The organism is Rhodococcus koreensis (genome assembly GCF_017068375.1).
Taxonomy (GTDB): Bacteria; Actinomycetota; Actinomycetes; order Mycobacteriales; family Mycobacteriaceae; genus Rhodococcus_F; species Rhodococcus_F koreensis.
Genome location: NZ_CP070609.1, coordinates 102,027 through 120,422 on the forward strand (window position 1 = coordinate 102,027; position 18,396 = coordinate 120,422).

Genomic DNA, 18,396 nt, shown 5'->3' on the forward strand with positions numbered 1-18,396 from the left:
GGCAGTAGGTCCATCTTGTCGAGGTGGTGCCCGACGACTTCAGGGTTTGGAGGTCGTTGTTCGCCGTGTGGGTGTCGTGGGAAGCGGCGTGACGGCGGCGTTCTTGGCGACCGAGGTGTCGGCATCGAGGATGGCGCGCAGGAGTTTCTGGGCGTCTTCGGTGTATCCCTTGCTGATTTGTTTGTCCGGGATCTTGGTGTGGTCGAGGAAGAAGTCCCGCACCTTGCGGACGGGCTTGGGTGCGTTGTGGAACATTCGCCCAAGGAAGCGGGCGAAGGACGTGACCTTGTTGGTGTAGGCGACGCGCTGGTCGTCGTAGACGGCGAGTCCCTCGCGGAGGGACTGGGGATCGGACAGGTCGCGTCCTTCGAGTGCCTTACCGAGGAAGTAGCCGTCTTCGATGGCAATCCCGGCGCCGTACCCTGCGTAGGGGGAGGTGGGGTGGGCGGCGTCGCCGAGGGCATCGTCAACTTGGCTGTGCGGGTGACCGCTGGGAGGATGGGTGACCGTGACCAGCGCAGATTCGTCGTACAAGGGCTTCCGCTACCCGAAGGAGATCATCAGCCACAGCGTGTGGCTGTATCACCGCTTCACGTCGAGTCTGCGTGACGTGCAGGAACTGATGTTCGAACGCGGCGTCGTGGTCTCGCACGAGACGATCCGGCAGTGGTGCGCGAAGTTCGGCCAGTCCTATGCCAATGAGCTGCGCCGCCGCCGGCCCCGCCCTGGCGACAAGTGGCACCTCGATGAAGTGTTCATCCCGATCAACGGCGAGCAGAGGTATTTGCGGCGTGCGGTCGACCAGGACGGCGTGGTGCTCGACATTCTCGTCCAGTCGCGTCGAAACGCCACGGCCGCCAAGCGGTTCTTCCGCAAACTGCTCAAGGGTCTGCGATACGTGCCGAGGGTGCTCGTGACCGACAAGCTGGCCAGCTACCAAGTGGCGCAACGCGAGATGCTGGCATCGGTTGAGCATCGCCGGTCGAAGTATCTGAATAATCGGGCCGAGAACTCACATCAGCCCACGCGACAACAGGAGCGCCGGATGAAGCGATTCGCCTCACCTGGGCAGGCACAACGGTTCCTATCCGCGTTCTCCGGCATCACGGGGCACTTCCAGCTGCGGCGGCACATGTTGTCGGCATCCGACTGGCGACGCGAGATGACCGCCCGCTTTGCTGTGTGGAACGAAATCACCGCGACCGCCACCGCTGCCTGAACAACACACCCAGCCAACAATTTCCGGGTTAAGACGAACCCAAACCGACTGCACCACTGCGACTATCACTCAAGTTGACGGTGCCCTCCGCAATGGTTCTGACCTGCGGATTGCAGGATTTCCGACCGAGGCCACAAGTCTCGCAGACAGGTGCAGCGCCGTGTCGGCCGGCACTTGCCCCTCAGCGGTGATACTCGATCATCGGTCTGGTCGGTGACGTACATCCGCCTCGCCCCGTCGGCGAACCCCAGCCGCCCCCACCCGTCGATCCAGCACCGAGCCATCGTCCTCGCCTGCTGTGTGGGTTCTCGTTTGATCTGGCGGGGTCGATCCGACCGTCCGATACCGGATGAGCGTCTCGACGACCCACGACCGATGCTGGAACTCACCCTCGCGCTGGGCTGGCAGTGTGAGGCAACGCAATTCGGCTCCTGGCCGTCGCACCTGCATCGTGATGGTCGGCATACGGTTGGGGCTACCGCGGGTCGACGCCCACCGCCTTCTGCATCGTGTCGAAGGCGCCGTCGGCGTCCGTCATGGGTGCGATGACCAGCAGCTCCCACCGCCGACCGTCGGTACCGAAGACGTACATGATGTCCGGTGGCTGGTCCGGCAGGGGCCCGGACACGCGCACCCCGTCGGGACGGTCGATGCCCCGTTGCGAGACGCTCATCGAGTTCCAGTCGAAGCTGACTTGCTCGGTGGTGCCCACCCGATCGGCGAGCACACTGATCAGGTCGTGAAGTTCGGTGGTCAGGTTGGTGGTTCGTGGCCACCACGCCCCGTCCACGCCGGCCGAATGGTCCTCGCGCGCGCGGAGCAGCAGTCGCGGGGTCCGGGTGGGCTCGTCGAAGGGTTGCGCGCCGTCGGAGGTCGGGTGGAACAGGCCCAGGCCGCGCCCGGAGTAGGTGGGGTTCGTCTCGTGTTTCATCGTCAACGCTCCTGCCGCCGCTCAGTCGGCTGCCGCATCATCACGTGCATCGGTGGCTCGGGGAGGGTTCGGTCGTGTTGTAGCGTCATGAGGACGCTCCCGCCGTGCCCGCGTGGCGGCCACTGTCATTACCGGCGGTGACACGATCGTGGACGGTCGTGTGCGAAAATTCCTCCGACAACCTCATGCTACGCGCAGGGGGTACCCCACCCGGTGGCGCCTGCGGACGAATCGCGACCGTGCTCCCGCACGAGCGAGCGCGCCACCCACGCACCTATCGGTCGACGGATTTCGCCGAGCGGTCCGGTGCACTCCCGGGCGCCGTCAGACCCGACTTGCTCGGAGCCGACAGCGACGCCCGGTGGTGTCACCTGCAGGACGATCCTGCTGCCGTCGGCACCGAGGACATGCATCGTGTGGAACAGCTCGGAGAGGCAGGCGTCGAGCCGGACCCGGGTACCCCGCGGCGACCGACCGCCCGGGCACCGCGGCGACCCACCGCCCGGGCACCGCGGCCCGGCCCCGCGGGGTCGTAGACGGCCCGACCGTTGGGGCCGAGCCGAACCGTCAACACTGCCAGTAACTCCGGAAGTTCCTCGCCGAGGGTGCGGGTGCGGGGCGACCAGACACCGTCGATAGAGCCGGCACACCGATCTTTCGGTTTCACCCCTCGGCCGCTGCGCGTGTTCGGCTGATATCTGATATCTGGTGTCGGGGACGATCGCGGGATGCTGCCTGCTGCGGCATGGGCGGCCGCTCCTGTCCCGGCCGCGAAATCGGCCGGATATGTCAGACCAGGGACGACGCGACCATGGACAGCCAGCGAACGAAATACCTCCGATAGGGGTGCGAGTCTCGCCGTTGGACCCTTCCATCGCGCACCCAGGTCCTCCCGTCCGCGATAGCGAACCTGGACTCGATGACTCGGACGCGGCGGACCTATGTCCGGTCGCTCTCGCGATGGATCGCGTCCAGATCCGCCTCCGCGGCCCGGATTCGGGCGTCCGCGGTGCGATCGGCCCGGTCCTTGCGCCGCGCCAGCTGCGCGCCGGCGCGGTCACCGGCCCGCATCGTCTCCTCGACCGCGGTGTTCTCGGCCTCCGTCACCGCCGCGTCGGTCGCGTGCCGGACCGCCGCCGTGTGTCGGGCGGCCTCGTCGAGCCGGTCGGGGAGCTGCTCTGCGGCATCGGCCCGGATGCGTTTGGCCCTGTCGCCGAGCACTGCCGCACGAGTCAGCATGTCGGCGTGCCGGCGAATCCGATGACCGCGAGCGATCAGGTCATGGTCACCGAGGAGCGCGCCGACGACGCCGTCGAGTCCGCCGAGCGCCCGTTCGTAGGCGCGCCGCACCGGAGCCTGCGCGCCCCACCGCTGCACCACTCGCCGGTCGATCACCGCGAGCGGCAGCCGGACCACGGCGTACTGCACCCGCAGTACCGTTCGGAGCGAGGACAGGTTCACCGCGCGACGTCCACGGTCGTTCTCGACCTCCGACCGCACCGTATCGGCGGCATCGTCGAGCATTCGGGCCCTCTGCTGGGCGCGCGCGTCGTCGTCTCGAGCGTCGACGACGTCCCCGGCCGTGCGCAGGTCCTCGACACGGCGTTTCTTTTCGGCGTCGTGCACGCGCGCACGCGCGCGTTCCTCAGCGGCGAGACGGCCCTTCTCCGCTCCTCGCGTCGCCTCCTGCTCGGCCGCATCGTGTTCGCGCCGCCGATCGCTCTGCGCCGCTGTTATTTTGGCGTCGGCTTCGTCCGCGGCTGCCCTGTCATCGCCCCTGACGGGGTCGAGAACGTGCTGTCGCGGCTCCGGCCGTGTTCCCTCTCCCGCAGTCAACGGATTTCTCCTGTGCCGGATTCGTGCGCGATACGGTCGCGCGGCGGGGAGGCGCGGTGCGGCCGCCGCGGCCCGCGACGCGAGGCGGCCCGAGCCGTGCCGACGCCGATGCCGATGGGGATGGGGAGATGGTTCGTGATGGTGCGAAGGTTGCTGTGCGTCATATGTGACGCTCCCGCCTTGGCCGGGAACCGGCCAGGTACTGTCCAGTCGACGACGCGACCCGATTGCCCGCGTACGAAGTATCTCCGACACTTCGACTATACGGCGCCGCAATCCCCGATCATCGTGATCACCGGTGCCGCTCACACCGCGTCGCCGTCCAGGCGCACTCCCGCTGACGCCGCATCTGCGGCGGATCGCCTCGCCGGGTGGTTCGTTGGATACTCCGTTGCTCAGAGCCGCGCAGGCTACCGCCGTTCCAGCAAGATCTTCTGGCGAGGATCGCAGGTGAGATACGCAAAAAAAGGTGACCACGGAGATGAGCACGCCAGGATCCGGACTTGTTCCCGAAACCCGGATCCTCTGACCACCGCGGTGCTCGACGTTCCGGCCGCACCGAACTGTCTCGACGCCCGCGGCGAGCCGGCTCCGCGCAACTGCTGACTGGTCGTGCCACCCTCACAGGCCGATGCACAGCGTGGTGGGCCTTGCCGCGCCGAGATTCTCGAACGGATCGGCGCAGGCGCCGGTGTTCGGGTCCCGCCCGGGGGCGATGTCAGAGTCCCCCGCGATCGCGAAGTGCTGTCGACAGCCCACGGCGTCTGCCCGTGACCGGGTCGAACTGTGGCCTCGGATCGGTGAACCTGCGTTCCGACGCGGTCTCGGGCGCGTCGTCGGCGGTCGCCTGCAGGAACTTGTTCGGCAACGCCAGCTTGGCGATGGTGCGCCACGACTTCAGGTACTGCACCGGCAGCGAGCCGGTCGTGTAGGGCAGGTCGTACCTCTTGCACAGCGCACGCACGCGCACGGAAATCTCGCGCAACCGGTTGCTCGGCAGATCGGGGAACAGGTGATGCTCGATCTGGTAGCAGAGGTTGCCGCTCATGAATTCCATCACCGGCCCCGCCTGAAAATTCGCGCTGCCGAGCATCTGCCGCAGGTACCACTGCCCCCGCGTTTCGTCCTCCAGCTCGGCCTCGGTGAACTTCTCCGCGCCGTCGGGGAAATGCCCGCAGAAGATGACCATGTTGGTCCAGACGTTGCGGATCATGTTCGCCGTCAGGTTCGCGGTCAACGTGGGCAGGAACGCCGGGCCGGTCAGCGCCGGGTAGAGAACATAGTCCTTGGCGATCTGCTTACCGACCTTCCCGGCCACCTCACGGCATCGGCGCGCGAACTCGACACGATCGACACCTCCCCTGGCCACCCTGCCCAGCTCCAAGTGCTGGAGGGCCACCCCGTACTCGAAGAACAGCTGCAACAGCAGGTTGTAGACCGGATTGCCGACGCTCAACGGCGTCCACCGCTGATCACGGGCGACCCGCAACAGGCCGTAGCCCACGTCGTCGTCCATCCCGAGCACGTTGGTGTACTTGTGATGGATGTGGTTGTGGGTCTGCTTCCAATGCGCCGACAGGCCGGCGAGATCCCACTCCCACGTCGACGAGTGGATCTCCGGATCGTTCATCCAATCCCACTGACCGTGCAGGACGTTGTGGCCGAGCTCCATGTTCTCGACGATCTTGGCGGTGCCGAGCATCGTCGTGCCGGCAAGCCAGGCCGGCGGGAACAGGCTCGCGAACAAGACCGCGCGACCGCCGATTTCGAGGGACCGCTGCAGCCGGATCGCGGTGCGGATGTACCGGGCATCACGCTCGCCACGCGAGGCTTCGATATCGCGCCGGATCGCGTCGAACTCGACGCACAGCGCCTCGACATCCGCCCCGGTCAGGTGGGCGTACTCCGTGACATCCGAAATCGCCATGAATTTACGCTAGCGCAGGTTACGCAACCGTAGGTTACGTCCAGGTGAGACGTGAGTGAGCGAGGACGGTATTCCTACCTAATCGTCGGCGACCGAGTCCGGCCTCCCAGTGGTCGCGCAGCGTCGTCCTGTTGTCGAGGGCGGCGACCGAGTCGAAGTACGTAGGCCGCATCTACCTGGGAGTGGTGCTTGATCAGGGTGAGGTCGGCGGTGATGTGCTCAATCGCGAGGTCGCGCGATGACCGACCGTATTTTACTGTTGCTTTAACTGGAGATGCGGCGTAGACCGGAGGTACGGATCCACGACAGACCAAGGTCGAACCGGAAGAGAAGATTCCACCTCTCGGTTGTGGCGCCCAGCACGAGCTGTAGGCACCCACGCAAAGCAAAGCCCCCACAGTGGGCTCAGCACGGTGGGCTTGCGTCAGGCGGGAAATGTCTCCTGACGCCGAGGCCACATTTCACCGCGCAACCATGCACGCCTGGTAACCGAGTGGTCAGTGCCCGCGGGCGGGTCCCCCTTTGGGTCAGGGGCGCCCGCCCGACGTGTGTATGCGGAACCCCAGGGTCCGGCTCCGTCATCGATCGCGAGCAGTATTCGGACCCGGCCCAGGACCGAATGTGACGATGTGCCCCCATGTGACCGGTTACGGGCACAAAACACGGCGGCGGAGCGTTGACATGCAATCGACCTCCGCGATCGCGGGGCGGCTCCGGGGAAGACGCCCGACGAGAGGGAGGGTCATGGCCACCGACTACGACGCACCCAGAGTGACCAACACCGACGACGAGCCATCCGAGAACTCGCTCGACCAGCTGAAGGCCGGAAGGAACGAATCGCAGTCGGCCGTCGCCGACGTCGAGGAGACGGACACCGCGGAGTCATTCGAGCTGCCCGGGGCCGACCTGTCCGGCGAGGAATTCACGGTCCGGGTGATACCCAAGAAGGCGGACGAATTCACCTGCACCAGTTGTTTCCTCGTCCATCACCGCAGCCGCCTCGTCGACACGGCCGGTGGACAGATGATCTGCCTGGACTGCGCCGGCTGAGCACATCCCAGCACAGACGAGGGTGTGCGGCGCTGGGAACCGCGGCGGAGGCGAGCACCTGCCCGGCATCGCGCCTGCTCTCGACGCATGAGGTGATGTCGCGGCCCGCATCGTCGGGCGGCACCGGAAGCGATGCGCCGGGGCCGGCCTGCAACCCGGGCTGCTGGGGTGGGGTCACGACAGCTTCGCGACCGTCAACAGGACCGCCGAGTCCACCAACGCTTCGAGGCTGTGCCGTGCGTCGGGAACGATGAGCAGATCACCCGCCCTCCCCTCCCACGACAGATCGCCGGTCGAGAGCCTGACCCGACCGGACAAGACCTGCACCGTCGCCTCACCCGGGTTCGAATGCTCCCCGAGGACCGCGCCCTCAATCATGCCGATCACCGTCTGCCGCAACACTTTCTCATGCCCGCCGTAGACGGTGTCGGCGGTGTGACCACCACCCGCGGTGGCCGCCTGTTTCAGCTGCTGACGAGCCAAGGCCTCGAGAGAAACCCGCTGCATGTCAGTAGTGTATCCAACCCCGCACACGGAGCAGCACGGCGAAAGTCTGCTCCGCCGCAGAGCCACGATCACCCGACCGGCGCGGCCGGGTTGTTCTCGCTGGCACCAGGGGAAAGTGGTGGTGGACGACGAAACCCCAGCCCTCCCGGCCCGCACCCGGCGGGGTCTGGGCCGTGGTTATCGGTGGCCTGAACGCAGCGGGCAGCACCTGTCCACGAAACACTTGCGGCCTCGGTCGGAAATCCTTGCATCCGCCGGAACCGGGCGTCGAGCGCACCTGGCGCCCGCACAGGTGCAGTGCAAAACTAGAAGGAGCGCAGCCAGCCGACACCCGTCGCGATGGCGAGGTGCGGCCACCAACATGTAGGAGGTGGTTGCTGTGCTTCATCCCGACCCATTCCGTGACATCGACAGACTCACCGAGCAGCTGCTCGGCACGTCGGCCGGATCCGCCCGGGCCCCACGGTTCATGCCGATGGACCTCTACCGCTCCGGCGATCACTACGTCCTCCACGCCGACCTCCCGGGCGTGGACCCCGGCTCGGTCGACGTCAGCGTCGACGGCGGCATCCTCACCGTGAAAGCCCAACGCAGCGAACGCACCGAACACGACGTGCAGTGGCTGACCTCCGAGCGCTTCACCGGCAGCTACCTGCGTCAGCTGGCCCTCGGCCAGGACATCGACGCCGACCACATCGCCGCCACCTACGAGAACGGGGTGCTGACGGTCACCCTCCCCGTGGCAGAAAGGGCCAAGCCGCGCCGCATCGAAATCACCCCCGGGGCACGTGAGGAAGCCAAGGTCATCGAGCCCAGCGACTCACCCGACCAGACCACCACGACCTGACCTCTCCACCGGACACGGTCCCGGCAGGTCACGCCGCCGGGACCCGGGTCACGTCGGCTTCGGGATGGCGTATCGATCGAACAGCACACCTGTAGTTTCATTGCGTATGCGCGAGACCGGGATGCAACTGGGCGAGATCGCCGAGATCCTCGGTGTCGGGCGCACCACCTTGTACCGGCATCCCCTCGAGCGGAGCTGATCGGCACCCGCCTCTGGGTACACGGCGGGCGCTACCAGGGGCTGCGCTCACTTCGGTGCGTGAGGTGGGGGCCGGCAGCCCCCGTCCGAGCAGATCGCTTCGCTCCGCCGTGCTCCTCACGCAGTGGACCAGTCCGCCCGGCGCTCAGCCACCGGGTGTTCCTGGGTGCTCGCCCGTTCGCGCCGCTGTAAAACCCCCGAAACAGCGGTCGGGCCGGGGGCGTGACTTCGCACCCTCGGCCTAATCTCTGCTTCACAAGGGTGTGATCATTACCAATCTTTTTCCTTGATCCGCATCTACTACGATACGCCCTCCGCAATGGTTCTGACCTGCGGATTGCAGGAATTCCGACCGAGGCCACACATCACCGCTGAGGGGCAAGTGCCGGCCGATACGGTCCGAACCATCGCGGCCACGCGCTCGGTCGTGCCGCAGACTGGGTTTCGGTCGCGAGCATCCGGTCGAGCGGCGGACAGCTTGCCAGTCACCCGAGGATCGGCTCGACTCGCGTACGGGGACCGAGCTCGCTGAACAATCCGCTGCTCGCCCGTAAGCCCTTGGTGAGCGGCAGGTCCGTACAATCGATGATGTACTGGCGAATCGCCGCGGCGGCGAAGGGCAGATCGCAAATATTCCTGGCGACAACCTCGCCGAAGCGGCGAAAGTCATCCCTGCCGACACCGCAAGCGGCCACCACCGGAAAGCTGTCCTCGAACTGATCGAACGTCACGACCCTCACGGTGGGCACAGCAGCTTCCATCGGGTGATCATCCTCCATCCCTCCCGGGTGGCCGGCAGGGGAATGTCGCATACGTACAGCACAAGAGCCAAGGCCCCCGGGGCGGGAGCCATGACACGGGCATCACCCCGATCGAAGGCCACACCGACACCGTTACCGCCGAGGATTGGACACTCGACCGACGCAACCCGATACCCCCGACACATCGACAACACAGAAATCAGTTTCCTGCGTCCGGATCTGCCCCACAGGTCCCCGCGTTCGGGAACGAAAGGAACCGCATTGCTCCGCGCAGGGACCCCACCCACGCCGACCCACCAGGTCACCAGCGGACCCGAAGGATGGTGGGACAGCGCCGCGTGCCGCGGTCTCGAACCGTCCATGTTCTTCTCCCCCGACAACGAACGCGGTACCGCCCGAGGTCACCGCGAATCACGGGCCCGGCAGATCTGCCAGGACTGCCCCGTACTCACCCAGTGCCGCGAGTACGCCCTGACGGCGGGCGAACAGTACGGAATCTGGGGCGGCATGACCGAAAACGACCGCAAAAGACACACCAACCGAGCTCGCCGCGGCGCGCAACGACCCCTCGCGCCCCCGCAGCCGGCACCGGCCACCGCCGACGCCCCGCACCTGAGCTCCGCCCGATAACGAGGGCGTCCAGCGTGGCATCCCGACCGCCCCCACCACCCGACGGAGAACCCCGGTTCGGCACCCGAATACGAACCAGATCAACGATTTTGGAGAACCCAATGCGCTGATTGCCGAGAAAGGGTTCAACCCTGGAAAAGGTGCCAGACAGCGGTGGCCGGCCACGCCGGCCCCGAGCACTCGCCTGTCAAGGTAATCGCCACAGGCGACCGTAGACCTGCCGCCGGAGGACCAGGTTCGTGAATGTCAACACGATTCGGCAGGGACCGCACAATACGGGATCACCGGGATGCTCGTGTACAAGGCTGCAGCCGCACGAACCGGATCGCACGCCACCCCACCTGAAAGTCGGCGGCAAGGCCATCCACCACGAACGCCACGACTGTCACGTCGAACAACGTGATTGGGATATTCGGCCCCACAGTGAGAGTTGGCGGACCATCTCGGCGCGGCCCGGCGCCAGGAACTGGGCGTCGGTGTGAACGGCATTGATCGCGGTGATGCGCCGACGTTGGGTACCGTCCGCCGCGGGGTGGTCGGCGAGGAATTCCGCCAGCACCGACGGGTGCGCGGGCAGCGCGCAGTGCTCGCAGGCGTCGCACCAGTCGACGAAGAGCGCCCAATCATGCGCATACCGTCGCGCCACCACGCCGGCACCGTCGGTTCATGGAGCCCGATCCTCGGCGAAACCTGTGCCACATCCGGACACGCTATGTGGCGGTTGCGCCGTGGGGTTGATCGTCGGCGTCGGGTAAGGGGCGTCGGCAGATTTCGTGGGCTTCGTCGGCCGGGAGGCCGAACATCCGCAACAGGTCCTCGGTGACTTGGTCGGTGTCCTCCGCGTCGTCACGTTCGGGGTGGTCGTGCAGCAGTTGCCCGAGGCACAGTGCGGCCCCCGCCGTGATTGTCAGGGCCAGTTCGGGGTCGCGCACGCTGAACCGGCCCGCACGGGCAGCGGCCTCGATGTCGCGGCGAGCTCTCGGCGCCAGGCCTTTGTCCGAGCTGACCAGACTCGGCCCGTCGCGGAGCAGAACTTTGCTCAGTTCGGGATTTCGGCGATGCAGGCGTCCGGTCAGTCGGAAGCTCTGCGCAAAGACCTGGGCAGGGTCGTCCAGATCGGCGGTCAGTTCGTCGAGTATCGCGCCGTGGCGGTCGAGGGCCTCCTCCACGGCGGCGTGGAAGAGCTCCTCCTTCGTCTGAAAGTGGTTGTAGAACGACCCCATTCCGACATCAGCGGCCTGGGTGATCTCGAGAATCGGGGCGGTCAGTTTCCCCGCCGCCATGAAGGACTGGGCTGCGCGTACGAGTGCGGCGCGGGTGCGCGCCTTGCGCCGTTCCAGACGGTTCGGTGCATCGGTGATCTGCTCGGTCATGCCTGGGTGCCCTTCTCCTGATCCGTCTGACCTCGCCCTACCCTACCCGCGTGTCATCAATATTGACGAATTCCTCACACTTGGCAGCTGCTCCAGTCGGCAAGCAGCAGCCACACGGCCTGACCTAATGGGCGAGGATCTTGATGCCGACCACAAGTACGCCCACACCGACCAAACCCGTGATGGTGAACAGCTGTTGCCACCACCGTAAGTGGGCCATTCGCACGGCAAGCAGAGCAATGACGCCGAGTTCGACAACGAGGATCCACATCGCGATCCACATCGCTGTGGATGTGCTCAGTAGTCCGACGGCGGCTGCGACCAATACCAGCAGGGGCAAGACCGCGGTCTCCACAATCTGGCCGGAGGCCTGCAGCATCCGCAGCGCCGCCCGTCCGCGCGGAGCACTGTGGAACGCGCCGAGATGTGCTACCCAGTCGGCCAGCAGGCTCGCTACCCAGAGCCCGCCGGTGGCCACCGCGACATCGAGGACCCGAGCCCAGGGGCTCGTCTCGGGAGCCGTATAGGGGACGAGGACGGCGAGCGTCGCCAAACACGTCATCGCGCCGTACACACGCTCCCGCAGGAGCGCGACAACCTGCCCTACGGGAATCTCTTCCCGATTCGTCTCGCCGGCCGCGCCAGTCACTTCGGTCACCACGCGAATCGGTTCGAATCTGCCTTGTCCGAGCAACCGCTGCACCAATCCCATTCCAGCCATTAGTATCCCGTCGACAACGCGCCCGCCCCTGACGGTCCGGCGTGCGGTGAGCGCGGCTGCGGCTGCGGCTGCGGCTGCGGGCCACGCTCGGTCCGCCACTCGGATGCGGTCCACCATTCTCCTGGCGTCGTCGAAGTAGTCGGCGTCGACGTGAACGGTGTAACCGACAGTGCGCATACAAGTGCGGCGTGGGGACGCGCCTTACGCCGGTCCAGGCGGTTCGTGCATCGGTGATCCGCTCGGCCATGCCTGCGTGCCCATCTCCTACTCCGCCCGAGCTGGCCCCACCCTACCGCGTGTCATCAATATTGACGAATTCCTCAAAATCTCTTGACTGACGATATCCGCGTGAGTGACGATATCCTCATAATCTGAAGGGAGTGGTCAATGACTGCCCACCACGACCCGCATGCCGGTCTGCACAGTCAGCAGGGCGCACTGGCGGGCGAACACCGCGGGCGGGCCGCCGAGCCGATCATCAAGGTCCATGACCTCGCATGGCTGGAGTTCGAAAAGCCCAACCTCGATCGGGCGGAGGCGTTCGCCCATGCCTTCGGTTTTGCGACGGCCCTTCGCACCGCACACGAACTGCAGTTGCGCGGGACGGACCCCGGATCGCCCTGCGTGCTCATCCGCCGAAGTCCACGGTCGCGGTTCGTCGGTCCCGCCTTCCGGGCGGCCGACGCGACCGACGTGCTGCGACTGGCGGACGCGGTCGGGGGTGCGGTCGTGCCCCTTCCCGAGAGTCTGGGCGGGATCACGGTCGATCTCACCGATCCCAGCGCTCTGGGAGTGCGGGTCGTGTCCGACACGTTCGAGTTGCCGGCGTTGTCCGACCAGGCCCCGCTCCCCCTGAATTTCGGACACGACGGCGGGCGGGTGAACGCCCCTCAGCGCCCGCCCCGCGCGCCGGCCACCGTGCAACGACTCGGGCACGTCGTGCTCCAGACGACGACGTACCTCGAAACGCTCAACTGGTACCTCGAGCACCTCGGACTGATCGTCAGCGACTTCCTCTACTACCCGGGGCAACGGGCCGGGGGTCCGATCATGAGCTTCATCCGCTGCGACCGCGGCGCCACGCCCACCGACCATCACACCCTCGCGATGGTTCTCGGCCCGGCCAACCGCTATGTGCATTCGGCGTATCAGGTCGCCGACCTCGACGGCCTCGCCGCGGGAGGCGAATACCTGCTCGACCGGGGCTACCGCCGGTCCTGGGGCATCGGCCGACACATCCAGGGCAGCCAGATCTTCGACTACTGGCGCGACCCCGACGGATTCATGGTCGAGCACTTCACGGACGGCGATCTCTTCGACGACACCCTCGAGGCGGGCTGGGCACCGATGACCGCGTCCGGACTGTCCCAGTGGGGGCCGCCCGCCACCAAAGACTTCCTCGGAGTGAATCCCGGCCGGGAATCACTCCAGGAACTGCGCGCCATTGTCCACGCGCTGCGCGCCGACAACGAATTCGACCTCCACCGCCTCCGCGGCCTTCTGAAAGTTGCCAGCTCATGACCATTTCCGTCCTCCGCACCGCCGACGCCTGGTGGGTCGACACACCCACCGGCGCCGCACGGGTAGACACCGCGGCCACCACCACCGCCCAACTGCTGACCGACCGACCGGCCGTCGAGGCAGCGGCGTCCAGCAAGGGCGCCGTGCCCGTCGCGACCCTCCGGTTGCTCTCCCCGGTCACCGCCCCGTGCCGGGTGGTCGCACAGATGACGAACTTCGCCTCGCACGTCAAGGACGCCGGGATGAACCCCGACACCACTCCGTTGACCTTCTTCCGCAAGGCATCCGGATCGATCAGCGGCCCCACCGACGACGTGATCCGTCCTGCCCATGTCCGGCTACTGGACTACGAGGTGGAGATCGGGCTCGTCCTCGCCCGCGACATCCCGGTCGGGACCGAGATCACCGCAGACACTCTCGCCGATCACGTGGCCGGCCTGGTCGTCACCAACGACATCTCCGCGCGCGACATCCAGCTTCCGAAAACGCAGTTCTACGAAGCCAAGTCATATCCGACGTTCACCCCGGTCGGCCCCGCCCTCGTACTGCTCGACGGCGACGAGCTGAAGCGGTTCACCGACCTGCGCCTGCGGCTCTGGGTCAACGGTGAGCCGCGCCAGAACATGACCGTTGCCGACATGATCTACCAGCCGACCGAGACTCTGCAGGCGCTGACCCGGTTTCAACGCCTCGACGCCGGGGACTTGCTGCTGACCGGAACACCGGTCGGGACGGCACTGAGCGCCCCACCGAAGCCGATCGCAACCCTCTCCTCCCTGCTGCCGCCCGCAGTCAAATGGAAGCTCTTCTTCGCGGGCCAGGCCAAGAATCCGAACTACCTGCAGGACGGCGACCTCATCGAAGCCACCGTCGCCACCGACGACGGGACCATCGACTTGGGGCGCCAACGCACGGTGGTGAGGTACGCGCGATGACCACCGACCTCCTGTGGCCGCGTTACGCGACGCCCACGGATCTCACCACGATCGAGGCCGTGCCGCTGCGCGATCGGGGGCTTCCCGAGTCCACCTACGCGTTGCTCACCCGCGCGGCCCGGATGTGGCCAGATCGGCTCGCGCTCACCGTCCTACCGGACGGTGCACGGTGGCGGGAGCCGGTGCAGCGCACCTTCTCCGAACTACGCGACGATGTTCATCGATACGCGAACCTGCTCCATCGTCTGGGCGTGCGACGCCACGACGCGGTCGCCGTGATGGCGCCCAACTGCGCCGAGTTGATCCCCGCCACTCTCGCCGCACAACTCGCCGGCATCGCTGCACCCATCAACGCCGCGCAGTCGCCGCAGCACATCGGTGAATTGCTGCGCCGCTCAGGTGCCCGGGTACTCGTCGCGGCCGGACCGGAACTTGCGCCGCAGACATGGGAGGCCGCGCACCAGATTGCCGTGAGCGGGACGGTGGATGCCGTGTTGGCCGTGCGGCCCACCGGAGCCGCCGGCGCGCCTGCGGACCTGCCCGAGGTCGACGGAGTGCGGATCGGCTATCTCAGTGCGCTGTCGGCCGATATCGATTCCTCCGACTTCGTCGGTGATCCCCCCTGTGGGTTCGACGTGGCCGCACTGTTTCACACCGGTGGTACCACCGGTGTTCCGAAGCTGGCCGCCCACACCCACGACAACGAGGTCGCCGATGCCTGGATGCTGGCCGCGAACTCGTCGTGGGACTCGGACGCCGTCGTCTTCGCTGCCCTGCCGCTGTTCCATGTCAATGCCTTGATGGTCACGCTGCTGGCGCCGCTGTTCAAGGGCCAGGGTGTGGTGTGGGCCGGCCCGCTCGGCTATCGCGACCCGATGCTGTTCAACGAATTCTGGAAGATCGTCGAGCACTACCGCATCGCGTCGATGAGCGCGGTGCCCACCGTCTACGCGGCCCTCGCGCAGCGCCCGGTCGACGCCGACATCAGTGGTCTGCGCTTCGCCATGGTGGGAGCGTCGCCTCTGCCGACCGCGGTCGCCACGACGTTTCAGGACCACACGAGTGTGCCCCTGCTCGAAGGCTACGGACTGACGGAGGCAACCTGCGCGAGTGCACGCAGCTTTCCCGACGCACCACGACCTGGCTCGGTCGGGGTACGGATGCCCTATCAGCAGGTCAAGGTGATACGCGTCCGCAAAGACGGCACCTGGGACGACCTGCCCACCGGAGCGACCGGAGTGCTGGCGATCAGCGGTCCGACCGTGTTCGCCGGTTATGTTTCCGGCCACGACGAACACGGACCCGTTCTCAACGGTATGGGCAAACTGGTCGACGGTTGGCTCGACACCGGCGACCTGGCGCGCATCGACAGCGACGGTTTCATCCACCTGGTCGGACGCGCGAAGGACGTCATCATCCGGGGCGGGCACAACATCGATCCGGCGGTCATCGAAGACGTCCTCCTTGACCATCCGCAGGTCACCGCGGTCAGCGCGGTGGGACGCCCCGATGCCCACGCCGGCGAAGTACCCGTTGCCTACGTCACCGTTGCCGCCGACGCCGACATCACCGCACACGAACTGCAAGCCTGGGCGGGCGAGCGCGTCCCCGAACGGGCCGCCGCACCCAAGGCGGTCACCATCCTCCCGGCGCTGCCGGTCACGGCGGTAGGCAAGCTCTACAAACTCGCACTGCGCGCCGACGCGACACGGGCCGAGCTCGAGCACGCCCTCGCCACCGTCGCAGGCATCGACAGCATCCAGGCGTCCGTCGAGGACGGTTCGATCCTCGCCACCGTCGAGATCGACGGACCTGCCGGCGAACCGACGGTCAAGGCGATCCTGAACCGATACGCGATCAATTGGAAGGTCACGGTGCGCACATGACCACCGCATCACTAGTTCTGGCACTCTGCCTGGCAGTGTTCTACCTCCTGCTCGGCGCCGGCAAAATAGCGGCAACCTCCCCGATGCGGGAACGAGCAGCCCACGTCGGTATGCCCGTCAGCACGTATCGGGGCATCGGCGCTCTCGAGGTCGCCGGTGCCGTCGGTCTCCTGATCGGCGGAGTTGTGCCGGCACTCGGCGCCTCCGCCGGCATCGGGCTGCTACTCCTGATGGTCGGTGCCGTCGTCACACACGTACGCAACGGTGACGGACTGCGGGAGATGGCACCCGCCATCGTCGTCGGCGCAGCGATCGTGGCCTACCTCGTCGTCCTGCTCGGATCGATCCGATGAGCGAACGAATCGTCCCGGTCGTCATCGTCGGTGCCGGACCCACCGGACTGACCGCCGCCACACTGCTGGCCCGGTACGGTGTCGAGTGCCTGCTACTCGAGCGCTGGGAGGGCGTCTATGCGCAGCCGCGGGCGGTCCACCTCGACGGTGAGATCCACCGGATCGTGGCGCACCTCGGGATCGCCGAGGAGTTCGCGGCGATCTCCCGGCCGTGCCTCGGGTTGCGGCTTGTCGACCGGAACATGCGCGTTCTCACCGAGTTCCACCGAAACCCCGGTCCCGGCGTCCACGGCTACCCCGAGGCCAACATGTTCGACCAGCCGCAGTTCGAGGAGATCCTGCGCGCCAACCTGACACGGCACCCGAAGGCCTCTCTCCGCGGCAACGTCGAGGTCACCGGGCTGGCCGACGACCAGGCCGGCAGCGTTCGTGTCGACTTCACCGACCGAAGCACCGGTGTGCAGGAATCGGTGCAGGCCGGATACGTCCTCGGCTGCGACGGCGCCAACAGCCTGGTCAGAAACCAGATTCAGGCAACGATGAGGGACCTGAAGTTCGACCAACGCTGGCTGGTCGTCGACGTCGCGACAACCGCGGACCTCGGCGCGTGGGAGGGCGCCCACCAGGTGTGTGACCCGGTACGCGCGGCAACATACATGCGGATCGGACACACCCGCTACCGCTGGGAGTTCCGGCTCGAACCCGGCGAGAGCGCCGAGGACTATCGCGACATGGCTCGTCTGCATCCTCTCCTCTCACCATGGACACGGAACACCCCCCTCGACGACCTGACACTGGTCCGCGTGGCCGAGTACACCTTCAAAGCCCACATCGCGGACCGATGGCGCGACCGCCGGGTGTTCCTACTCGGCGACGCCGCCCATCTCACGCCGCCGTTCATCGGACAGGGTATGGGCGCAGGGATCCGCGACGCGATGAACCTCGCCTGGAAACTTGCCGGCGTCCTCACCGGAGATCTGCCCGAACGCGCACTCGACACCTACGAGATCGAACGCAAACCCCACGCCCTCGCACTGATCCGGCGCGCCAAGCTCGTCGGAATGGCCATGACCGAAGGCGGCGAACTCGGCAACCTCATCCGCCGCATCGTCCTACCACTGCTGCACCGCATCCCGGGCCTCGGCGACACGATCATGGACGGCGAAACCCCGGCCCTGCACCGCTCCACTCTGATAGAACGACCACGACTACGCCGAAGCCGAGCGGGCCGCCTGATCCCGAATCCAGACCTCGACCAGGGCCGCCGATTCGCCGAGGTCGTCGCCGGCCGGTTCGCGGTAGTCACCTCCCTCCCCCCGACCACGACACAACGCACCGACATCGAACAACGCGGTGGCACAGTCCTGCTGGCTCGACCCGGCACCGATCTGCACAACTGGCTACGCCGCGCCCGCGCCCGCGCCGCCATCATCCGACCCGACGGCACCGTCCTCAGCACCGGCAACGACCTGTCCGCCCTCGCCGCCGCCCTCCCCCGCTTCCACCCCGACCCCGTGCCGACGTCCTCACCCAGTGACCCACCCCTGACGAAGCCGCCACTGCGCACGCATGCCGACGCTGTGAGGTACCGGCCCGACGCGTGACCCGCATTCCGACCGGGCCCGCGGCGTCCGCAATGTCCTGCAGGATCGTGCGGGCGGCTGTTCACGTCGCCGCGGGCCCGGGGAACGCGGTTCCTGG

Annotated in this window: 20 protein-coding genes; 10 read left to right on the forward strand and 10 right to left on the reverse strand. The window is 66.8% G+C overall.

Annotated features, from left to right (window positions below):
* Positions 1-39: 39 nt before the first annotated feature.
* Positions 40-534, reverse strand: coding sequence for an FAD-dependent oxidoreductase (locus JWS14_RS00460; protein ID WP_206012241.1), 495 nt, complete (start codon positions 532-534; stop codon positions 40-42).
* Here JWS14_RS00460 and JWS14_RS00465 point away from each other — a divergent pair.
* Positions 509-1,219 carry an IS6 family transposase gene (locus JWS14_RS00465; RefSeq protein ID WP_206012242.1) on the forward strand — a complete coding sequence of 237 codons (711 nt, stop codon included), beginning with the start codon at positions 509-511 and terminating at the stop codon, positions 1,217-1,219. The two genes, JWS14_RS00460 and JWS14_RS00465, sit on opposite strands and share 26 nt — an antisense overlap.
* A gap of 475 nt (positions 1,220-1,694) precedes the next feature.
* Here the strand turns inward: JWS14_RS00465 and JWS14_RS00470 are convergent, their stop codons facing one another.
* The 4 genes from JWS14_RS00470 to JWS14_RS00480 form a co-directional block, all read right to left on the reverse strand.
* Positions 1,695-2,150, reverse strand: coding sequence for a DUF5994 family protein (locus JWS14_RS00470; RefSeq protein ID WP_206012243.1), 456 nt, complete (start codon positions 2,148-2,150; stop codon positions 1,695-1,697).
* 367 nt (positions 2,151-2,517) lie between these two features.
* Complete coding sequence (locus JWS14_RS49810; protein ID WP_241031197.1) at positions 2,518-2,817, reverse strand: DUF5994 family protein; 300 nt, start codon at positions 2,815-2,817, stop codon at positions 2,518-2,520.
* Between the two features lie 272 nt (positions 2,818-3,089).
* Positions 3,090-3,986, reverse strand: coding sequence for a coiled-coil domain-containing protein (locus JWS14_RS00475; RefSeq protein ID WP_206012244.1), 897 nt, complete (start codon positions 3,984-3,986; stop codon positions 3,090-3,092).
* Positions 3,987-4,704: 718 nt separating this feature from the next.
* Complete coding sequence (locus JWS14_RS00480) at positions 4,705-5,913, reverse strand: fatty acid desaturase family protein (protein WP_206012245.1); 1,209 nt, start codon at positions 5,911-5,913, stop codon at positions 4,705-4,707.
* A gap of 744 nt (positions 5,914-6,657) precedes the next feature.
* Between JWS14_RS00480 and JWS14_RS00485 the strand changes: the two genes are divergently transcribed.
* Positions 6,658-6,963, forward strand: coding sequence for a DUF4193 domain-containing protein (locus tag JWS14_RS00485; protein ID WP_072947428.1), 306 nt, complete (start codon positions 6,658-6,660; stop codon positions 6,961-6,963).
* Between the two features lie 174 nt (positions 6,964-7,137).
* Here the strand turns inward: JWS14_RS00485 and JWS14_RS00490 are convergent, their stop codons facing one another.
* Positions 7,138-7,470 (reverse strand): cupin domain-containing protein, encoded by a 333-nt coding sequence (locus tag JWS14_RS00490; protein WP_072947429.1) that lies wholly within the window; start codon positions 7,468-7,470, stop codon positions 7,138-7,140.
* Between the two features lie 379 nt (positions 7,471-7,849).
* Here JWS14_RS00490 and JWS14_RS00495 point away from each other — a divergent pair, with 379 nt between their 5' ends.
* Together JWS14_RS00495 and JWS14_RS00500 are read left to right on the forward strand one after the other, a co-directional pair.
* A complete protein-coding gene (locus JWS14_RS00495) occupies positions 7,850-8,317 on the forward strand; it encodes an Hsp20/alpha crystallin family protein (RefSeq protein WP_206012246.1) in 468 nt (155 codons plus the stop codon).
* A 106-nt stretch (positions 8,318-8,423) separates the two neighbouring features.
* Positions 8,424-8,516, forward strand: a complete 93-nt coding sequence (locus JWS14_RS00500; protein WP_072947431.1) for a helix-turn-helix domain-containing protein — start codon at positions 8,424-8,426, stop codon at positions 8,514-8,516.
* A 484-nt stretch (positions 8,517-9,000) separates the two neighbouring features.
* On the opposite strand, the gene JWS14_RS00505 is transcribed toward JWS14_RS00500, so the two are convergent.
* On the reverse strand, positions 9,001-9,246 hold the full coding sequence (locus JWS14_RS00505; RefSeq protein ID WP_206012247.1) for a DUF1931 family protein: 246 nt from the start codon (positions 9,244-9,246) through the stop codon (positions 9,001-9,003).
* A 291-nt stretch (positions 9,247-9,537) separates the two neighbouring features.
* Here JWS14_RS00505 and JWS14_RS00510 point away from each other — a divergent pair, with 291 nt between their 5' ends.
* Positions 9,538-9,906, forward strand: a complete 369-nt coding sequence (locus tag JWS14_RS00510; RefSeq protein ID WP_095864241.1) for a WhiB family transcriptional regulator — start codon at positions 9,538-9,540, stop codon at positions 9,904-9,906.
* A 385-nt stretch (positions 9,907-10,291) separates the two neighbouring features.
* Here the strand turns inward: JWS14_RS00510 and JWS14_RS00515 are convergent, their stop codons facing one another.
* The 3 genes from JWS14_RS00515 to JWS14_RS00525 form a co-directional block, all read right to left on the reverse strand.
* Positions 10,292-10,555 (reverse strand): hypothetical protein, encoded by a 264-nt coding sequence (locus tag JWS14_RS00515; protein WP_306454257.1) that lies wholly within the window; start codon positions 10,553-10,555, stop codon positions 10,292-10,294.
* A gap of 61 nt (positions 10,556-10,616) precedes the next feature.
* Complete coding sequence (locus tag JWS14_RS00520; protein WP_095864240.1) at positions 10,617-11,279, reverse strand: TetR/AcrR family transcriptional regulator; 663 nt, start codon at positions 11,277-11,279, stop codon at positions 10,617-10,619.
* Positions 11,280-11,403: 124 nt separating this feature from the next.
* Positions 11,404-11,991, reverse strand: a complete 588-nt coding sequence (locus JWS14_RS00525; protein WP_206015884.1) for a hypothetical protein — start codon at positions 11,989-11,991, stop codon at positions 11,404-11,406.
* A 396-nt stretch (positions 11,992-12,387) separates the two neighbouring features.
* On the opposite strand from JWS14_RS00525, the gene JWS14_RS00530 reads away from it, so the two are divergent.
* Genes JWS14_RS00530 through mhpA form a run of 5 tightly spaced genes read left to right on the forward strand, consistent with a single transcriptional unit; the run spans position 12,388 to position 18,299 of the window.
* A complete protein-coding gene (locus JWS14_RS00530) occupies positions 12,388-13,521 on the forward strand; it encodes a VOC family protein (RefSeq protein WP_206012248.1) in 1,134 nt (377 codons plus the stop codon).
* Positions 13,518-14,456: a fumarylacetoacetate hydrolase family protein gene (locus JWS14_RS00535; protein ID WP_206012249.1), complete on the forward strand. Its 939-nt coding sequence runs from the start codon at positions 13,518-13,520 to the stop codon at positions 14,454-14,456. Before JWS14_RS00530 ends, JWS14_RS00535 begins: the two co-directional genes overlap by 4 nt.
* Positions 14,453-16,342, forward strand: a complete 1,890-nt coding sequence (locus JWS14_RS00540) for an acyl-CoA synthetase (protein WP_206012250.1) — start codon at positions 14,453-14,455, stop codon at positions 16,340-16,342. Before JWS14_RS00535 ends, JWS14_RS00540 begins: the two co-directional genes overlap by 4 nt.
* Positions 16,339-16,695, forward strand: coding sequence for a DoxX family protein (locus tag JWS14_RS00545; RefSeq protein ID WP_206012251.1), 357 nt, complete (start codon positions 16,339-16,341; stop codon positions 16,693-16,695). Before JWS14_RS00540 ends, JWS14_RS00545 begins: the two co-directional genes overlap by 4 nt.
* Positions 16,692-18,299, forward strand: coding sequence for a bifunctional 3-(3-hydroxy-phenyl)propionate/3-hydroxycinnamic acid hydroxylase MhpA (mhpA, locus tag JWS14_RS00550; protein ID WP_206012252.1), 1,608 nt, complete (start codon positions 16,692-16,694; stop codon positions 18,297-18,299). The genes JWS14_RS00545 and mhpA overlap by 4 nt, the downstream gene beginning before the upstream one ends.
* Positions 18,300-18,396: the final 97 nt, after the last annotated feature.

Excerpts from the sequence above, each read along its gene's own strand:
- JWS14_RS00490 (WP_072947429.1), bottom strand. The coding sequence starts at position 7,470 with ATGCAGCGGGTTTCTCTCGAGGCCTTGGCTCGTCAGCAGCTGAAACAG.
- JWS14_RS00485 (WP_072947428.1), top strand. The coding sequence starts at position 6,658 with ATGGCCACCGACTACGACGCACCCAGAGTGACCAACACCGACGACGAG.
- JWS14_RS00540 (WP_206012250.1), top strand. The coding sequence starts at position 14,453 with ATGACCACCGACCTCCTGTGGCCGCGTTACGCGACGCCCACGGATCTC.
- JWS14_RS00530 (WP_206012248.1), top strand. The coding sequence starts at position 12,388 with ATGACTGCCCACCACGACCCGCATGCCGGTCTGCACAGTCAGCAGGGC.
- mhpA (WP_206012252.1), top strand. The coding sequence starts at position 16,692 with ATGAGCGAACGAATCGTCCCGGTCGTCATCGTCGGTGCCGGACCCACC.
- JWS14_RS00520 (WP_095864240.1), bottom strand. The coding sequence starts at position 11,279 with ATGACCGAGCAGATCACCGATGCACCGAACCGTCTGGAACGGCGCAAG.
- JWS14_RS00480 (WP_206012245.1), bottom strand. The coding sequence starts at position 5,913 with ATGGCGATTTCGGATGTCACGGAGTACGCCCACCTGACCGGGGCGGAT.
- JWS14_RS00535 (WP_206012249.1), top strand. The coding sequence starts at position 13,518 with ATGACCATTTCCGTCCTCCGCACCGCCGACGCCTGGTGGGTCGACACA.
- JWS14_RS00545 (WP_206012251.1), top strand. The coding sequence starts at position 16,339 with ATGACCACCGCATCACTAGTTCTGGCACTCTGCCTGGCAGTGTTCTAC.
- JWS14_RS00500 (WP_072947431.1), top strand. The coding sequence starts at position 8,424 with ATGCGCGAGACCGGGATGCAACTGGGCGAGATCGCCGAGATCCTCGGT.
- JWS14_RS00525 (WP_206015884.1), bottom strand. The coding sequence starts at position 11,991 with ATGGGATTGGTGCAGCGGTTGCTCGGACAAGGCAGATTCGAACCGATT.
- JWS14_RS00470 (WP_206012243.1), bottom strand. The coding sequence starts at position 2,150 with ATGAAACACGAGACGAACCCCACCTACTCCGGGCGCGGCCTGGGCCTG.